At 69.9% G+C, this 15,893-nt stretch carries 13 protein-coding genes; 5 read left to right on the top strand and 8 right to left on the bottom strand.

All coding sequences use genetic code 11. From position 1 onward, the window contains the following. Positions 1-51: 51 nt before the first annotated feature. The 6 genes from ACYVGQ_RS06260 to ACYVGQ_RS06235 all read right to left on the bottom strand — a co-directional run bounded on the left by ACYVGQ_RS06260 (position 52) and on the right by ACYVGQ_RS06235 (position 7,824). Positions 52-2,313: an exo-beta-d-1,3/1,6-glucosidase gene (locus ACYVGQ_RS06260; protein WP_460783691.1), complete on the bottom strand. Its 2,262-nt coding sequence runs from the start codon at positions 2,311-2,313 to the stop codon at positions 52-54. Next, entirely contained in the window at positions 2,310-3,383 is a 1,074-nt protein-coding gene (locus ACYVGQ_RS06255) for an ABC transporter permease (RefSeq protein WP_460783690.1), read from the bottom strand. Before ACYVGQ_RS06255 ends, ACYVGQ_RS06260 begins: the two co-directional genes overlap by 4 nt. A 1-nt stretch (position 3,384) precedes the next feature. Further along, positions 3,385-4,380 (bottom strand): ABC transporter permease, encoded by a 996-nt coding sequence (locus tag ACYVGQ_RS06250; protein ID WP_460783689.1) that lies wholly within the window; start codon positions 4,378-4,380, stop codon positions 3,385-3,387. Continuing rightward, positions 4,377-5,189 (bottom strand): ABC transporter ATP-binding protein, encoded by an 813-nt coding sequence (locus ACYVGQ_RS06245; protein WP_460783688.1) that lies wholly within the window; start codon positions 5,187-5,189, stop codon positions 4,377-4,379. Before ACYVGQ_RS06245 ends, ACYVGQ_RS06250 begins: the two co-directional genes overlap by 4 nt. Next, complete coding sequence (locus tag ACYVGQ_RS06240) at positions 5,186-6,010, bottom strand: ABC transporter ATP-binding protein (protein WP_460783687.1); 825 nt, start codon at positions 6,008-6,010, stop codon at positions 5,186-5,188. Before ACYVGQ_RS06240 ends, ACYVGQ_RS06245 begins: the two co-directional genes overlap by 4 nt. A 146-nt stretch (positions 6,011-6,156) precedes the next feature. After that, positions 6,157-7,824: an ABC transporter substrate-binding protein gene (locus tag ACYVGQ_RS06235; protein WP_460783686.1), complete on the bottom strand. Its 1,668-nt coding sequence runs from the start codon at positions 7,822-7,824 to the stop codon at positions 6,157-6,159. A 159-nt stretch (positions 7,825-7,983) separates the two neighbouring features. Between ACYVGQ_RS06235 and ACYVGQ_RS06230 the strand changes: the two genes are divergently transcribed. Genes ACYVGQ_RS06230 through ACYVGQ_RS06220 form a run of 3 tightly spaced genes read left to right on the top strand, consistent with a single transcriptional unit; the run spans position 7,984 to position 10,074 of the window. Then, a complete protein-coding gene (locus ACYVGQ_RS06230) occupies positions 7,984-8,625 on the top strand; it encodes a TetR/AcrR family transcriptional regulator (RefSeq protein WP_460783685.1) in 642 nt (213 codons plus the stop codon). Continuing rightward, positions 8,622-8,828, top strand: a complete 207-nt coding sequence (locus ACYVGQ_RS06225; RefSeq protein ID WP_460783932.1) for a Txe/YoeB family addiction module toxin — start codon at positions 8,622-8,624, stop codon at positions 8,826-8,828. The genes ACYVGQ_RS06230 and ACYVGQ_RS06225 overlap by 4 nt, the downstream gene beginning before the upstream one ends. A gap of 31 nt (positions 8,829-8,859) precedes the next feature. Beyond that, positions 8,860-10,074 (top strand): amidohydrolase, encoded by a 1,215-nt coding sequence (locus ACYVGQ_RS06220; RefSeq protein WP_460783684.1) that lies wholly within the window; start codon positions 8,860-8,862, stop codon positions 10,072-10,074. Between the two features lie 7 nt (positions 10,075-10,081). On the opposite strand, the gene ACYVGQ_RS06215 is transcribed toward ACYVGQ_RS06220, so the two are convergent. Beyond that, positions 10,082-10,825, bottom strand: coding sequence for a helix-turn-helix transcriptional regulator (locus tag ACYVGQ_RS06215; protein WP_460783683.1), 744 nt, complete (start codon positions 10,823-10,825; stop codon positions 10,082-10,084). Positions 10,826-10,945: 120 nt separating this feature from the next. Between ACYVGQ_RS06215 and ACYVGQ_RS06210 the strand changes: the two genes are divergently transcribed. After that, on the top strand, positions 10,946-12,640 hold the full coding sequence (locus ACYVGQ_RS06210) for an SIP domain-containing protein (protein WP_460783682.1): 1,695 nt from the start codon (positions 10,946-10,948) through the stop codon (positions 12,638-12,640). A gap of 171 nt (positions 12,641-12,811) precedes the next feature. On the opposite strand, the gene ACYVGQ_RS06205 is transcribed toward ACYVGQ_RS06210, so the two are convergent. Further along, the gene (locus ACYVGQ_RS06205; protein WP_460783681.1) at positions 12,812-13,510 is read right to left on the bottom strand and encodes a GTP pyrophosphokinase; all 699 of its coding nucleotides are present in this window, start codon (positions 13,508-13,510) and stop codon (positions 12,812-12,814) included. A gap of 231 nt (positions 13,511-13,741) precedes the next feature. On the opposite strand from ACYVGQ_RS06205, the gene ACYVGQ_RS06200 reads away from it, so the two are divergent. Continuing rightward, a complete protein-coding gene (locus ACYVGQ_RS06200) occupies positions 13,742-15,787 on the top strand; it encodes an APC family permease (RefSeq protein ID WP_460783680.1) in 2,046 nt (681 codons plus the stop codon). The last annotated feature ends 106 nt before the right edge of the window (positions 15,788-15,893 follow it).

Raw genomic sequence — 15,893 nt, 5'->3', positions numbered from 1 at the left:
CGCCACCGGACACGCCACGGACAGACAGACTGATCTGGGTTCTCCGCCGTGCTACGCACGCAGCGTGAACGACGCCGCCAACAGCGCCTCCTCGCGCGAGCTCGGCCCGACCAACAGGGCGAACTCCCCCGGCTCGACGATGCGGTCGCCACCGGCGTCCACGATCGTGCACGCCGACACGGGGAGCTCGATGCGCACGCGCTCCGACGCCCCGGACGCCAGCTCCACCTGCCGGTAGGCCTTGAGCTCGCGGTCGGCCCAGCTGACCGAGGTCACCTCGTCGCGCACGTACACCTGCACCGTCTCGCGCACCGGCCGCGCACCGGTGTTCGTCACGGTGACCTCCGCGACGATCGTGCCTTCGACCGGATCGCCGACGACGGCGGTGAGGTCGGAGTAGGCCACGGTCGTGTACGACCGCCCCTCCCCGAACGCCCAGGCCGGCGCCTGGGTGAGATCGGCGTAGCGGTCGCCGTGCTGTCCGCGGATCTGGTTGTAATAGGTCGGCTGCTGCCCGGCATGTCGCGCGAAGGAGATCGGCAGCCGGCCCGAGGGCTCGATCGCCCCCGTGATCAGCTCGGCGAGCGCGCGCCCGCCCTGCATCCCCGGGTTCGCGGCCCAGATCACGGCGGCGGCCTTCGACGCGGATGCCGGCAGCACGAGCGGCTTCGACGCGAGCAGGACGATCACGACGGGCCTCCCCGTCGCGATGACGGCGTCCAGCAGGGCGTTCTGCGCGCCGACGAGCTCGAGCGTCGCCGTGGAGCGCGCCTCGCCGAACAGGCCCACGATGTCGCCCACCACCGCGACGACCGCCTCTGCATCGGATGCCGCCGCCACCGCCTCCGCGATCATGTCGTCGTCCGGCGCGGCCGGGTGCACGACCGGAGGCCGCGGCTGCCCGTCGGGGAAGGTCTCCCCGCGGGGATCGGCGCCGAGCGTGCCGACGTCGGCGCCGCGCGCATAGGCGACCGACCACGGAGCGATGTCGCGGATGCCGTCGAGCACCGTCGTGATCATCTCGCGCGGCTGCCCGTCCAGCCAGCCTGCCTGCCCCGAGCCCCCGGCCCAGTCGCCGAGCTGCTCCTGGGCCTCGTCCGCGAGGGGTCCGACGACCGCGATCCTGCGCACCCCCACCGAAGGCGCATCGGCGGCAGCGGGCCTCAGCGGGAGCGTCCCGTCGTTCTCCAGCAGCACGAGCGAGCGTCGCGCGACCTCGAGGTTCAGCTCGGCGTGCGCCGCGCTGCCCACCACCTCGCCGAGCCGATCGGAGGGCAGCCGAGGGTCCTCGAACAGTCCGAGCTCGAACTTCAGCGTCAGGATGCGGGCGACGGCGGCGTCGAAGTCGTCCGGGCCCAGCATCCCGCGGGACACCGCCTCCCGCGCGCCCTCGAAGAAGCCGGGCGTCGTCATGATCATGTCGTTGCCCGCCTGCACGGCCGCCGCGGCGGCGTGCGCGTCGTCCGGCTGCACCCGCTGCTCCCAGACCATGCGCCCGACGTTGTCCCAGTCGGTGACGAGCATCCCGGTGTAGCCCCACTCGCCGCGCAGCACCTCGCTGAGCAGCCAGTCGTTCACCGTGATCGGCACACCGTCGGTGCTCTGGTAGCCGAGCATGAACGTCCGGCATCCCTCCCGCGCGACCCGCTCGAACGGCGGCAGGAACCAGCTGCGGAGCTTGCGCCGCGAGATGTCCGCCTCGGACGCGTCCCGCCCGCCCTGCGTCTCCGAGTATCCGGCGAAGTGCTTCGCCGTCGCGAGGATCGCGGTCGGGTCGTCCAGTCCATCCCCCTGATAGCCGCGCACCATGGCGCTGGCGAGCTCGCCGATGAGGAAGGGATCCTCGCCGAAGGTCTCGTTCACGCGCCCCCAGCGCAGGTCCCTCGCGATGCACAGCACCGGGGAGAACGTCCAGTGGATGCCGGTGACGGCGACCTCCTCCGCCGTCGCCCGTGCCACCCGCTCCACGAGTTCCGGGTCCCAGGACGCCGCCATCCCGAGCTGCGTCGGATAGATCGTCGCACCCGGCCAGAAGGAGTGCCCGTGGATGCAGTCCTCTCCGACGAGCAGGGGGATCCGCAGCCGGGTCTTCAGCGTCAGCTCGCGTGCACGGAGGATCCGCTCGGGAGAGGTGTGCAGGATCGAGCCGACGTGACGGCGCAGGATGTGGTCGTCGAGGTCCTCACGGGCGTCGAGCTGCAGCATCTGCCCGATCTTCTCCTCGACCGTCATGCGACCGAGCAGGTCGGCGACGCGTTCGGGGATGGAGAGGGCGGTGTCGAGGTACGGGAGGGTCTCGGTCTGGGATGTCATCTCTTCGTGTTCTTCGTGTTCTTCGCGGACGCGGTCTGCGGACGCACGGCGGTCACGGCGTCGTTGACGTCGAGCCCCTTCTTCTTCATCGCCCTGGCCCGCTCGCCGGCGGAGCGCAGGCGCGGGTTGACGTACTCGTCGATGCCGAAGTTGATCAGCGACAGGGCGACGCCGAGGATCGCGATGCAGAGCCCGGCAGGGACGTACCACCACCAGTAGTTGGGGAAGGCCCCGTTCTGCTGGGCCCAGAACAGGATCGTGCCCCAGTTCAGGTTCGTGATCGGGATGACGCCGATGAACGCGAGCGTGGTCAGCCCGAGGACGGCGGCCGTGACGGTGCCGACGAAGCTCGACGCGATGATCGCCATGAGGTTCGGCAGCATCTCGACGAAGATGATCCGTCGCAGCGGCTCGCCGTTGGCCCTCGCCGCCTGGATGAAGTCCCGGTTGCGCAGCGACATGGTCTGGGCGCGCATCACCCTGGCGCCCCAGGCCCAGCCCGTGACGGCCAGGACGGCGGCGACGAGGACGAGCGGCGGATCCTCGAACTGGGAGGCGACGATGATGATCAGCGGGAGGCCGGGGATCACGAGGAACACGTTGGTCAGCGCGGACAGCGACTCGCTGCGCCAGCCGCGCGTGTACCCGGAGACGACGCCCATGATCACCGCGATGAAGGTGCCCATGATGCCGGCGAGGAAGCCGACGACGAGCACGCCGCGGGTGCCGTAGACGATCTGGCTGAAGATGTCCTCGCCCATGTGCGTGGTGCCGAGCAGATGCGACCAGGACGGCGCCTGCCGCAGCGAGGTGTAGTCCTTCTCCAGCGGACCGTACGGCGCGATCAGATCGCCGAAGAGCGCGACGAGGACGAAGACGCCGAGGATGATGAGCCCCGCGAGCGACTTGCGGTTGCGGAACATCGCGAAGGACGAGCCGAGCTGCGACCAGAAGGTCTTCTTCGCCGGCGGGCGCGTCGCGGGCGAGCGCAGGGTCGCGGTCTCCGGCATCCCGGTCGGGACGGGGGCGCCCGCCTGCGCCGTGCTCTCGGCGGATGTGGGAACGGTCATCTCAGGCCTCCGACTGACGGGTGCGCGGATCGAGGACGGCGTAGGCGATGTCGGCGAGGCTGTTCGCGCACAGCACGGCCAGGGTGATGATGAGGAACAGCCCCTGCATGAGCGGATAGTCCTTCGCGTTGGTGGCGTCCAGCAGGAGCTTTCCGACACCCGGGTAGGAGAACACCATCTCCATGACGATCGTGCCGCCGACGATGAACCCGAGCGACAGCGCGAAGCTCGACAGCTGCGGCAGCACGGCGTTGCGCGAGGCGTAGTTCCAGAGCACCCGGCTGTTCGGCATCCCCTTCGCCTGCGCGACGGTGATGTAGTCCTCGTCGAGCACGGTGAGCATCATGTTCCGCATGCCGAGGATCCAGCCGCCCAGCGACGCGATGACGATCGTGATCGCCGGCAGCGCGCCGTGCGCGATCACCTGACCGATGAAGTCGATCGTGAGCTCCGGCCGCGATCCCTTGTCATAGGCGTGGGATGCCGGGAACCATCCGAGCGTCGAGGAGAACACCGCGATCGCGATGAGCCCGAGCCAGAAGTACGGCACGGTGCTGAAGAAGGTCGAGATCGGCACGATGACGTCGGCACGGCTGCCGCGGCGCCATCCGATGACCGCTCCGGCGGCCGTCCCGATGGCGAACGACAGGATCGTCGCGATGCCCACGAGCCCGAGGGTCCAGGGCAGGGCCGAGGCGATGACGTCGCCCACCGGCGCGAGCCCGTTGGAGAAGGAGCGACCGAGGTCGCCGGAGAACAGCAGCTTCCAGTAGTCGATGTACTGCTCCCAGAGGGTGCTGTCCTGGTCGAGGCCGAACAGGATGCGCAGCGAGCGCTCCGCCTCCGGGGTGATGAGCCCGGCGTTCTTCTGCATGTACGCGGTGACGGGGTCGCCCTTCATCATCCGCGGCAGGAAGAAGTTGATCGTGATGGCGGCCCATGCGGTGAAGAGGTAGAAGAAGGTGCGACCGGCGATGAAACGGTAGGGGATCCTCATGCGATGTCTCCGAACGGACGGGCCGCCGGCTCGGCGAAGTGCTTCTCCGGGTCGGGGGACGCCGCCCGCAGCTCACGGGTGTAGGCGTCCTGCGGGTGGAGGATGACGTCGTCCGCCGTGCCGTACTCGACGACCTTCCCGTGGTGCAGCACCATGATCTCGTCGCTGAAGTGGCGGGCCGTGGCCAGGTCGTGGGTGATGTACAGGACGCCGAGGCCGTCCTCCCGCTGGAGCTCGGCGAGGAGGTTCAGGACCCCGAGGCGGATGGACACGTCGAGCATCGAGACGGGCTCGTCGGCCACGAGCAGCGCGGGGCGCGACGCCAGCGCGCGTGCGATCGCGACGCGCTGGCGCTGCCCGCCGGACAGCTCGTGCGGGCGGCGGTCGATCACGGCGTCCACGTCGAGTCGCACGCGTTCGAGGATCCGGCGGACCTCCGCGTCGACCTCCGCCTTGGGCACGACGCGGTCCAGCTGCAGCGGACGCTCGACGTGGTAGCGGATGGAGTGGTATGGGTTGAGCGAGGCGAACGGGTCCTGGAAGACCATCCGCAGCTTCTGGCGGTAGCGTCGCAGCCCCCGGCCTCGCACCGGGATGGGCGCGCCGTCCAGCAGGACGTCGCCGCTGGTCGGCGTCTCGAGCTGGGTGAGGATCTTGGCGATCGTGGACTTGCCGCTGCCGGACTGGCCGACCAGCGCGATGGTCTTGCCGCTCTCGAGCGTGAAGCTCACGTCGTCGAGGGCGAGGATCGGAGAGCTGCCGCGCACGCGGTAGCGCTTGGTGACATGGCGGAATTCCAGCGTCGTCATCGGACCAGCACCCCCCTCTCGCCGGTGAGGCGCGGGAAGGATGCCAGCAGCGTCCTCGTGTATTCGTGCCGCGGATGCTCCCAGAGCTCCCGCGCCGGGGCGAGCTCGACGATCTCCCCCTGACGCATGACCGCGATGCGGTCGCTGATCTCCAGCAGCAGCGGGAGGTCGTGCGTGATGAAGATCACCGAGAACCCGAACTCGTGGCGCAGCTGGGAGATCTGGCGGAGGATCTCCCGCTGGACGAGCACGTCCAGGGCCGTGGTCGGCTCGTCCATCACCATCAGCTGCGGGCGCAGCGCGAGCGCCATGGCGATCATGACCCTCTGGCGCATACCGCCGGAGAGCTCATGCGGATAGGAGCGCAGGCGCTCCCGGCCGACGGCGACGATCTCGAGGAGCTCCTCTGCGGCCGCGCGCCGCTCCCGGCGTCCGAGGTCGGGCCGGTGCACCTCGAAGACGTCCTCGAGCTGCGCGCCGATCGTCGTCACGGGGTTGAGGGCGTTCATCGCGCCCTGGAAGACCATCGACACCTTGTCCCAGCGGAACCGGCGCATCTGCTCCGCGTCCAGCGCGTTCACGTCCACGTCGTCGCCTGCGGCGTCGTGGAAGGTGACCTCGCCGCCGGTGATGACGGCCGGGGCGCGCAGCAGGCGCTGGATGCCGTAGGCGAGCGTCGTCTTGCCGCATCCGCTCTCGCCCGCGAGGCCCAGGATCTCGCCGCGCTCGAGCTCGAGCGTCACGTGCTTCACCGCCTCGACGGGCGGTTCGACGTCGTACACGACGGAGAAGTCGCGCACGGTGAGGAGGGTGTCTGGCATGGGGATTCCTCGATCCTGCCGCCCCCGGTCGCCCGTCGGGCGAGGAGCGCAGCACCGAGTCGGAACGCAGGTCATCACGAGTGCGTTTCGACTCGCTGCGCTCGCCCGACGAGCGGACCGGGGTCGAGCGAAGGGGTGGTGTCGGACTACTCGGCGGGCTTCAGCTTCGTGAGGATCATCGGGACGGTGACCTGCGTGGGGTCGGCCGTCGCGTACTGGTCCTCCTCACTGGGCCATCCCACGTAGCCGCGGGTGTTGTACTCGCCCAGCACCGGGTGCGTGCCGACCGGGATCACCGGGACGTCCTCGACGAAGGTCTTCTGGATCTCGTAGAGGGCGGCGGTGCGCTCCTCGTCGCTCGCGGAGGTGGCGTAGGTGTTCAGCAGCTCGGTGACTTCGGCGTTCTCGTAGCGGCCGAAGTTGTAGTCCACGTCGTCTCCCACCAGCAGCCAGCGGCCGTCCATCGTGTCGGAGTAGAGGTCGTACGGGGTGGTCCCGCCGTCCGTCCAGTGCATGATGGCGTCGAAGTCGCCGGAGCGCTTGTTGGCCCACCAGGTGTCCGCGTCGGGGGTGTCCACCTTCGCGTCGGCGCCGAGCGTCTCCTTCACCTGATCGGAGATGAGGCTGATGCCGGTGACGTAGTCGTTCCATCCCTGGGGGACCTGCAGCGTGAAGGAGACCGGCTCGCCGTCCGGGTCGATCAGGGCGTCGCCGTCCCAGGTGTAGCCGGCGTCCTCCAGGATCGCCCGCGCCCCATCGACGTCGATGGAGAACTCCTCGCCCTGGTAGTCGGGGCCGATGTACTTGTCGCCGACCGGGGTGGGGAGCCCCGTGACGGACGTGAGCTCCGGACCCGCGTTCTCCCGCGCGATCTCGGTGTGCGCCGCGCGGTCGATGACCATGTTCACGGCCTGACGGAAGGCGAGGTCGTTGAAGGGCTTGCGCTGGTGGTTGACGAACAGGACGTCGGGAGACAGGGTGTTCGCCGCCCAGAACACGTTGTGCTCGGGGTCCTTCTCCACGAAGGCGCTCTGCACGTCGGAGATGAACGCCTGCGCCCAGTCGGCGTCGCCGTTGCCGAGCGCGGTGGTCAGCGCCGTGTTGTCGTTGTAGGAGATGTAGTACAGCGTCGGCACGGCGAGGTCGCCGCCCCAGTAGTCGTCGCGCGCGGTCATCGTGACGGACTGCGTGCTGAACGAGTCGAGCACATAGGGGCCGGTGCCGACCGGGTCGGGGTTGGCGAAGGTGGTCGGGTCGTCGACGTCCGCCCAGACGTGCTCGGGGATCATCGCGATGTTCAGCACCTGCGCCTGCTTGACGAACTTCGACTCGGCGAAGCTCAGCACGACGTCTCCGCCGTCCTGCACGATGTCCGTCAGCTGCAGGTTGCCGGTGTCGAGCGCGGGCGTGTCCTTGATGAGGGTGAAGGTGAAGACGATGTCGTCGGCGGTGAAGTCCTCGCCGTCGTTCCAGGCGACGCCGCTGCGCGGCGTCACGCGCAGCTGGGTGTAGTCCTCGTTCCATTCGACCTTCTCGGCGAGCCACGGGGTCGTCTCGTTGTCGCCGACGGGATTGACCATCGCGAGCGGTTCGAAGAGGACGTTCTTGTAGCCGAGCTTGTTCGCCGAGGAGTCTCCGACCCAGGGGTTGTTCGACTCGGTGGTGATCGCGCCGTCCGGCTTCGCGATCGTGAGGGCGGGGTTCTCCCCGCTCGGGGCGTCGCCGGTGTCGTCGTTCGACGAGCATCCTGCCAGCACCGAGGCGCTGAGGGCAGCGACGGCGAAGGCGGCGATGAGGGACTTTCTGAGCTTCATTGCTTCTCCTTGGGCACGGTCATTGTGCTGTGGACCACCGGTCATCCTCTCCCGGCGGCGGGAAATACAAAACTTACTGTCGAGAAAGTAAGTTACGCTGACAGTACCCGCCGATCACTACGATGGCAAGTGCGGGGGCCGAGCAGAAGTGAGGGCACTGTGGCAAGCACCGACGACGCTGTGCGAAGCCGTCCCGCGACGCGCGCGAAGCGCGAGCAGATCCTCAAGGCCGCGGTGGAGATCTTCGGGAACAAGGGGTCGACGAACGGCACCCTCGCCGATGTCGCCGAGCAGGTCGGGATCACGCACGCCGGCGTGCTGCACCACTTCGGCTCCAAGCAGAAGCTCCTCCTCGAAGTGCTCGCCTACCGCGACCAGGCCGATGTGCAGGACCTCGACAAGAAGCACATCCCGGGCGGGCCCGAGCTGTTCCTGCACCTCGTGCGCACCGCGTTCGCGAACGAGCGCCGGCCGGGGATCGTGCAGGCCTACACCGTGCTGTCCTCCGAGTCCGTGACGGACGACCATCCAGGACGGGAGTACTTCGAGGAGCGGTACACGACACTGCGCCGCGAGGTCTCGGAGGCGTTCGAGGAGCTGTGCGCCCAGGAGGGCGTCACCGATCAGGGAGCCGTCGCCTCGGCATCCGCCGCCATCCTCGCCGTGATGGACGGGCTGCAGCTGCAATGGCTCCTGCATCCCGACCTCGTCGAGCTCGGCCGCGCCACGGAGTTCGCGATCCGCGCGATCGTCAACGGCGTGCTCCGTCCCGGGCCCGAGCTGGACGACTACGCGCGCTGACCGCTGATCGACGCATCCTCACGCGCATCAGCACCCTGATCGAGGCGTGTCTTCACGATCCCTTCGCAGGCATCGGGAAACCGGAGCAGCTCACGTACGGCGCCCAGGGGGCCCGGTCGCGCCGCATCACCGACGCGCACCGGCTCGTGCATCTCGTGGACGGCGACGATCTGATCGTCCTTCAGCCGCGCCACCCCTACTGAGCCTCCGGTGAGCGCGGGCTAGGGTGAGGGCATGACGATCGACCTCGAGGCGCTCTACACCGATCTGCACCGGCATCCGGAGCTGTCGTTCCAGGAGACCCGCACCGCCGGCATCGCCGCGGGACACCTGCGGGATCTCGGCCTCACGGTCGAGGAGGGCGTGGGGATCACCGGCGTCGTCGGCCTGCTGGCGAACGGCGCGGGCCCGGTCGTCTGGCTCCGCGCCGACATGGACGCCCTGCCGGTGCGCGAGGAGACCGGGCTGCCCTACGCGAGCACCGTGCACGGGATCGACCCCGAGGGGCACGACGTCCCCGTCATGCACGCCTGCGGACACGACATGCACGTCACGGCGATGATCGGCGCCGTCGAGCGGCTGATCGCCACCCGCGAGGAGTGGTCCGGCACGGTCGTCGTGATCATCCAGCCGGCCGAGGAGTTCGGCGCAGGGGCGAGAGCGATGCTGGATGCCGGCATCCTCGATCGCTTCCCCAAGCCGGACATCGTGCTCGGCCAGCACGTCACGCCCTTCCCCACCGGGATCATCGGCGTGCGCAGCGGCACGCAGATGTCGGCGTCGGACGGGCTGACCGTGACCCTGCACGGCCGAGGTGGCCACGGCTCGCGCCCGCACACCACGATCGACCCCGTGGTGATGGCGGCCGCCACCGTCATGCGGCTGCAGACCATCGCCTCCAGGGAGATCGACCCGAAGGAGGTCGCTGTCGTGACGGTCGGAGCGATCCACGCCGGGCTCAAGAACAACATCATCCCCATCGAGGCGAGGCTCGAGCTGAGCCTGCGCTACCCGACCGACGCCATGCGCGAGAAGGTGCTGGCGAGCGTCGAGCGGATCGTGCGCGCCGAGGCGGCGGCATCCGGCGCCGAGCGCGAACCGGAGATCACGACGCTGCACACCCTCCCCGCCACGATCAACGATGCGGAGGCCACCGCCCGCGTCGAGACCGCCCTGCGGGCGAAGCTCGGCGAGGACGCCGTCATCGACCCCGGCCTCTTCACGGGCAGCGAGGACGTCTCCTGGTTCGCGAGGGACGCCGGCGTGCCGCTGGTGTTCTGGTTCTGGGGCGGTCTGGACGCTGCGACCTACGCGGATGCCGTCGCACGGGGCGCCGTGGACAGCGACATCCCCACCAATCACTCCCCGTTCTTCGCCCCGGTGATCCACCCCACCATCGACATCGGCGTGACGGCGATGGAGACCGCGGCGCGGGAGTTCCTGGCCTGAGACGGCTTCACGCGGCGCCGAGCACCCCGACGGGATCGCGCGCGATCTGCGAAGAGGGCGTGCCTGTCTCGCGGCTGAGGGCGCGCAGGAGGCCTGAGCGCGTCGCGTAGCCGGCGAGACGGGCCGCGGCGGCGAGATCGCCCCCGCCGAGGACGTGGGCGACGGCGACGTTGAGCCTCGTCCTCGTGCGCCAGCGCGCGAACGGGAAGCCCGTCTCCGCGGCGAAGATCCGCTGGACCTGGCGCACGCTCATCCGGTGCCGGGCGGCGAGGTCCTCGAGCGTCCGCGGCGAGCGCATCGCCTCCCTGGCGAGGAGGCGGGCGGCGGGGTGAGCCGGAAGGTCGACGGCGAAGTACGGGGTCGACACGTCGCCGAGCACGCGGCCCAGCGCACGCCGGAACGGCAGCACCTGCTCCGGCGTCGACGGCGAGGCGACCAGGATCGTCATCATCGCGTCGACGAGCGCGGGCACGACGCCGAGCCGGACCATCCGCGCCGGCGGCGCCGCCGACGGGTCCAGCAGGGGGCCGAGGACCATGCCGCCCTCGTCGATCCGCAGCGCATGCGGGACCTCCGCCTGCAGCCAGGCGGCCTCGTGCGTGCGCAGCTCGTGGCTCCGGCCGTCGACGATGAGGCGGACGCTGCCGCCGACCACGAAGACGAGATGCGGCTCGGCATGCACGTGCTCGTCATGACCCAGGAACCGGATCGCGGTCTCCTCGACGAGCGACCCGAGCGCGGTGATCGCCATGGGACTCCCCTCGGATGTCGTTCCCCTCACCGCCCGTGTTGCCTTCCGTCGCGTGCGCACGAGCCGGTGAGAATAGGCTCACCTTACCCGAGTCGTCCCCTTCCTTCCGCCGAGGTCTCTGTGGCACAGCGCGCCTTCACCACGCATCCGCTCGTCGTCCGCCGGGTCACGGTGCTCCGCGTCGAGGACGTCACCCCGCGGATGAGGAGGGTGGTGGTCGGCGGCGAGGGGCTGGACGCCCGCCTCGTCGACGGACATGAGCACCGCGGGTTCGCGGCCCCCGGATTCGACGATCACGTGAAGCTCGTGTTCGCCTCCGACGGGGACATCGACGCCGCTCTGCCCCGCCAGGTGGCGACGGGCATCGAGTGGACCGCCTCCGAGAATCGGGTGACGCGCGACTACACGCCGCGCCGCGTGGATCCGCTGCGGCGCGAGATCGCGCTCGACTTCGTCCGGCACGGCGACGGGCCCGCGGCCGCATGGGCGCTGTCCGCCGGCCCGGGGGACGACCTCCACTTCGTCGGCCCCAAGTCGTCCGTGCGCCTTCCCGACGAGCTCGACTGGATCGTGCTGATCGCGGACGAGACCGGTCTCCCGGCCGTGGGCCGCTTCCTCGAGGAGCGGCCGGTGCCCTGCCCCGCGCATGTGCTCGTCACGGTGGAGGAGGAGTCGGCGATCCAGGACCTCCCGACCACTCCTGCGGACACGCTGACCTGGACGATCGCGCGCGGCGGAGACGCGGCGGCGCTCGAGGCCGCCGCGCGCGCCCTGCCGCTCCCCGATGGCGAGGGCTACGTCTGGGCAGCCGCCGAGAGCCGGGCGCTGCTGCCCTTGCGCCGGTACTACCAGCGCGAGCGCGGCATCCCGAAGGACCGGGTGAACATCACCGGATACTGGCACGCCGAGGACGCCCACGAGGATGCCGCGGTCCCGGCCTTCCCCGCCGTCCCCGACCCGCTCCCCTGGTTCGCCGTCCGCGCCGCCCTCGGGCTCGGTGTCGTGGAGGCGCTCGCCGATGGCGCCCTGACGCCGGCAGCGCTGGCGGAGCGCACCGGCGCGACGCCCGCCGGCCTCGCGGCGCTCCTGCCCGTGCTCGCGAAGCACGGCATCGTCGTCGACGAGGCGGGAGGGCTGCGCCTGGGCGCCGCGGGTGAGGAGCTGCTCGACGAGCACGAGCAGGAGGAGTACCTGGGACTCGACGCCGACGTCCTGCTCAGCCTGGCGTCGCTGGCTCCGGCGATCCTGGCCGGGCGGTCCTCCTGGGCCGAGCATCACGGCCGGACGCTCGCCGAGGCCTCGCAGAGCGATCCGGAGATCGCGGAGGAGCTGGCCGAGCACGCCGACCGACTCGCGTACCTGCTCGAGGGACTGCTCGCCGATCCGCTCTGGCGGGAGGCGGGCAGCTGCGTCCTCATCGGACCGGGCTCGAGGACCGTCGCCGCCGGGCTCGAGGATGCCGGTCTCGCGCACCTCGACATCCGCGGCGCCGGCGACGGACTGCCCGCACGGCACGATCAGGCCGTCGACCTCGCCGTGCTCGCCCTGGCGCTCGCCCCTCGGACGGATGCCGAGGCCGGCGACCTCCTGACCGGCCTCGCCCGCACCGCGCGGAAGGCCGTCGTCATCGAGGAGGCCAGACCGGATGCGCTCGGCGAGGCGGCGGGCGACGAACTGATCGCCTACGCGACGAGGGGCACGGGAATGCGCGACTCCGCATCGATCGCCGCCCTCGGAGCACCCGCGGGCTGGCGCCTCGACCGCCGGATCGAGCTCGGCTGGGGGACGGTCGCCACCGTCCTCGTCCTCGCCTGATCCCGCCCGTCCGCATCCCCTGGCCGGCTCAGTTTCGCACCCCCGCCCCTGGCGGCTCAGCTTCGCACCCCCAGGGCGGCGGGAAGGCGCCGAACTGAGCCGGCGACGCGGCGCGAAGGCGGTTCACCGAGTGCACGGGCCGGCCGGCCACGCCGCGGAGAGCCGGGAGGGTCAGACCTCGACGATGCGCGGGGGCGGCGGCGGGGCGAGCTCGCGGTTCGGCGATCCGTGCGCCTCGCGGTGCAGACGCTCCATGCGCAGGTCCAGCTCGGCGGCGGCGTCCGCGGCATCCGACAGGCTGTCGACGAGATGCGAGGGCACCTGGTTGGAGAACTTGTAGTAGATCTTGTGCTCCAGGCTCGCCCAGAAGTCCATCGCGATCGTGCGGAACTGCACCTCCACCGGCACCGAGAGCGCACCGGTGGAGAGAAAGACGGGCACCTCGATGATCGCGTGCAGGCTCTTGTAGCCGTTGGGCTTCGGGTTCTCGATGTAGTCCTTCACGATCCTGACCGTGATGTCGTCCTGCGCGGTGAGCAGGTCGAACAGCCGGTAGACGTCCGCGACGAAGCTGCAGGTGACCCTGACCCCTGCGATGTCGGTGATCTCCGTGCGGATGCGGTCGAAGTCCGGCTCGCCGATGCCCTTGCGGGCGATCTTCTCCACGATGCTGTCCGGGCTCTTGAGCCGGCTCTTCACGTGCTCGATCGGGTTGTACGCGTGGTCGTGCGTGAACTCGTCCCGCAGGATGGAGATCTTCGTCTCGACCTCGCGCATCCCGAACTCGTACTCGCGGAGGAAGCGCTGGAACTCGTCGCGGAGCTCCTTGGTCTGCCGAATGGTGTCCTCGGTGACGTCAACGGTCGTCATGCACCCGACGTTACGCGTTCGTGATCGGAAACGTCTGTGCGTTCCCGATGACGGCGATCAGGAGCGCCGCTGCGCACCGCCGACGTCCGCAGCCCTGGCGTCCGTGAGCCGCTGCCGGAGAGGGGACCGGGATCCCCGCCCGTGAGGATGCCGTGAGCGCCGACGTCCTGGCCGTATGGTTTCCGTGAGGATCGCGTCAGGATCCGTGCGCGGGGCATAGTGTCGCGGAACGTGACGAACGAGCCCCGCGACCCGCAACTGGTCAAGCGCATCCTCCTCGGCGAGCCGATCTCCTCCGAGGAGGGCTCGGAGCAGCTGCTCCCGAAGCGCCGCGCGCTGCCGATCTTCGCCTCGGATGCGCTCAGCTCCGTGGCCTATGCGCCGCAGGAGCTCGTGATGATCCTCCTGATCGGCGGTCTCACCTTCCTCTCCTTCACGCCGGTCGTCGCCGTGGCGGTCGTCGTGCTCCTCGTCGTCGTCGTGCTCAGCTACCGCCAGCTCATCAAGGCGTATCCCTCCGGCGGCGGCGACTACGAGGTGGCCAGGAAGAACCTCGGCGAGGTCCCCGGCGTCATCGTCGCGGCGGCGCTGCTCGTCGACTACGTGCTGACCGTCGCCGTGTCCGTCGCCTCCGGCGTCGACAACATCATCTCGGCTGTCCCCGGCCTCGACCCGCTGAGGGTGGAGCTCGCCGTCGGATTCGTCGTCCTCATCATCGTCGTGAACCTCCGCGGCGTCCGAGAGGCCTCCTTCGCGTTCGCGATCCCGACCTACGTGTTCATCGGATCCGTCGCGCTCATGATCGTCACGGGCCTCGTCCGCGCCCTCCTCGGGGACGCCCCGGTCGCCTCGAGCGCCGACTTCGCCGTGCAGGCCGAGGACCTCAGCCAGGCGGCGGTCATCCTCCTGATCCTGCGCGCGTTCTCCAGCGGATGCTCGGCCCTCACCGGCGTCGAGGCCGTGTCCAACGGCGTGCCGGCGTTCCGGGCGCCGAAGGTGCGCAACGCGCAGTCGACGCTCGTGCTCATGGGCACGATCGCCATCTGCCTGTTCTCCGGTCTCACCGCCCTCGCGCTCATCACCGGGGTGCACTACGCCGAGAACCCCTGCGACCTCATCGGCTTCGACTGCACGGCGCCGCAGCCGAGCCTCATGGCGCAGGTGGCGAGCGCGACGTTCGGCGGCGGGAGCATCCTCTTCTTCGTCGTCCAGGCCGCGACCGCCTGCGTGCTGCTGCTCGCCGCGAACACGGCCTTCAACGGCTTCCCGCTGCTCGGAGCGGTGCTCGCCCGCGACGGTTACGCGCCCAAGGCGCTGAACACCCGCGGCGACCGCCTCGTCTTCTCCAACGGCATGATCGTCCTCGGCATCGCGGCGATCGTGGTGCTGGTGATCTTCCAGGCACGCCTCACCACGCTCATCCAGCTGTACATCATCGGCGTCTTCGTCTCGTTCTCGCTGGGGCAGATCGGCATGGTCCGGCACTGGCGGCGCATGCTGCGCACCGGCAGAACCGCCGAACGCCGCAGCGCGGTCTCCGGTCTCGTCATCAACTCAGCGGGCGCCGTGCTCACCGTGCTCGTCCTCGTGATCGTCACGATCACGAAGTTCACCCACGGCGCCTACCTCGTCTTCTTCGCCATCCCGATCCTGGCCTTCCTCATGATGGGCGTGAAGCGCTACTACCGCGACGTCGACCACGAGATCGCCATCGACGACACCACGCACTTCGGAGCCACCGGGGATGTGGCCCTCGTGCTCGTGAGCAGGCTGCAGAAGCCGGTGGTGAAGGCGCTCGACTACGCCGTCGCCGCCCAGCATGTGAAGACCCTCGCCGTGCACGTCGCCGTGGACGGCGAGGCCGCCGGCCGCCTGCAGCAGGAGTGGACGGACCATCTGATGCCCGTTCCCCTCGTGATCCTGGAGTCTCCGTACCGCTCCTATGCGGAGCCGATCGCGCAGTTCATCGCGCAGTATCGCGAGAAGCACGGCGCCTCCGTCGTGACCGTCTACCTTCCGCAGTACATCGTCGGCCACTGGTGGGAGACGTTCCTGCACAACCGGCGCGCCCGGCGGCTGGCGAGCCAGCTCATGCTCGTGCACGGGGTGACGATCACCCTCGTGCCGTGGCTGCTCGACTCGTCCGAGGTGGTCTACGGCCGCCGCTCGCGACCGGTACCAGGGCAGGAGCGGGCCGGTCGTCCCGTCGTCGCCGGAGGCCCGGCCGGCCGGCGCGTGCGCCGCCCGGCCGGGCCTCCGGACGACGCCCTCGCGTGAGCGTCGCGTATGAGTCCGGCGCCGACGTGTAGGAATCCCGTGAGGATCGATGCGCACCGGGCCGCGTCGGAGTTGTATCGACTCTCGTGCTCGATCTCATCTACCT

It is taken from the genome of Microbacterium tumbae (genome assembly GCF_054780175.1).
Note: the sequence above shows the minus strand (reverse complement) of the source record. Positions and strands in the feature narration are given on the sequence as shown.

Excerpts from the sequence above, each read along its gene's own strand:
- ACYVGQ_RS06260 (WP_460783691.1), bottom strand. The coding sequence starts at position 2,313 with ATGACATCCCAGACCGAGACCCTCCCGTACCTCGACACCGCCCTCTCC.
- ACYVGQ_RS06255 (WP_460783690.1), bottom strand. The coding sequence starts at position 3,383 with ATGACCGTTCCCACATCCGCCGAGAGCACGGCGCAGGCGGGCGCCCCC.
- ACYVGQ_RS06250 (WP_460783689.1), bottom strand. The coding sequence starts at position 4,380 with ATGAGGATCCCCTACCGTTTCATCGCCGGTCGCACCTTCTTCTACCTC.
- ACYVGQ_RS06245 (WP_460783688.1), bottom strand. The coding sequence starts at position 5,189 with ATGACGACGCTGGAATTCCGCCATGTCACCAAGCGCTACCGCGTGCGC.
- ACYVGQ_RS06240 (WP_460783687.1), bottom strand. The coding sequence starts at position 6,010 with ATGCCAGACACCCTCCTCACCGTGCGCGACTTCTCCGTCGTGTACGAC.
- ACYVGQ_RS06235 (WP_460783686.1), bottom strand. The coding sequence starts at position 7,824 with ATGAAGCTCAGAAAGTCCCTCATCGCCGCCTTCGCCGTCGCTGCCCTC.
- ACYVGQ_RS06220 (WP_460783684.1), top strand. The coding sequence starts at position 8,860 with ATGACGATCGACCTCGAGGCGCTCTACACCGATCTGCACCGGCATCCG.
- ACYVGQ_RS06215 (WP_460783683.1), bottom strand. The coding sequence starts at position 10,825 with ATGGCGATCACCGCGCTCGGGTCGCTCGTCGAGGAGACCGCGATCCGG.
- ACYVGQ_RS06205 (WP_460783681.1), bottom strand. The coding sequence starts at position 13,510 with ATGACGACCGTTGACGTCACCGAGGACACCATTCGGCAGACCAAGGAG.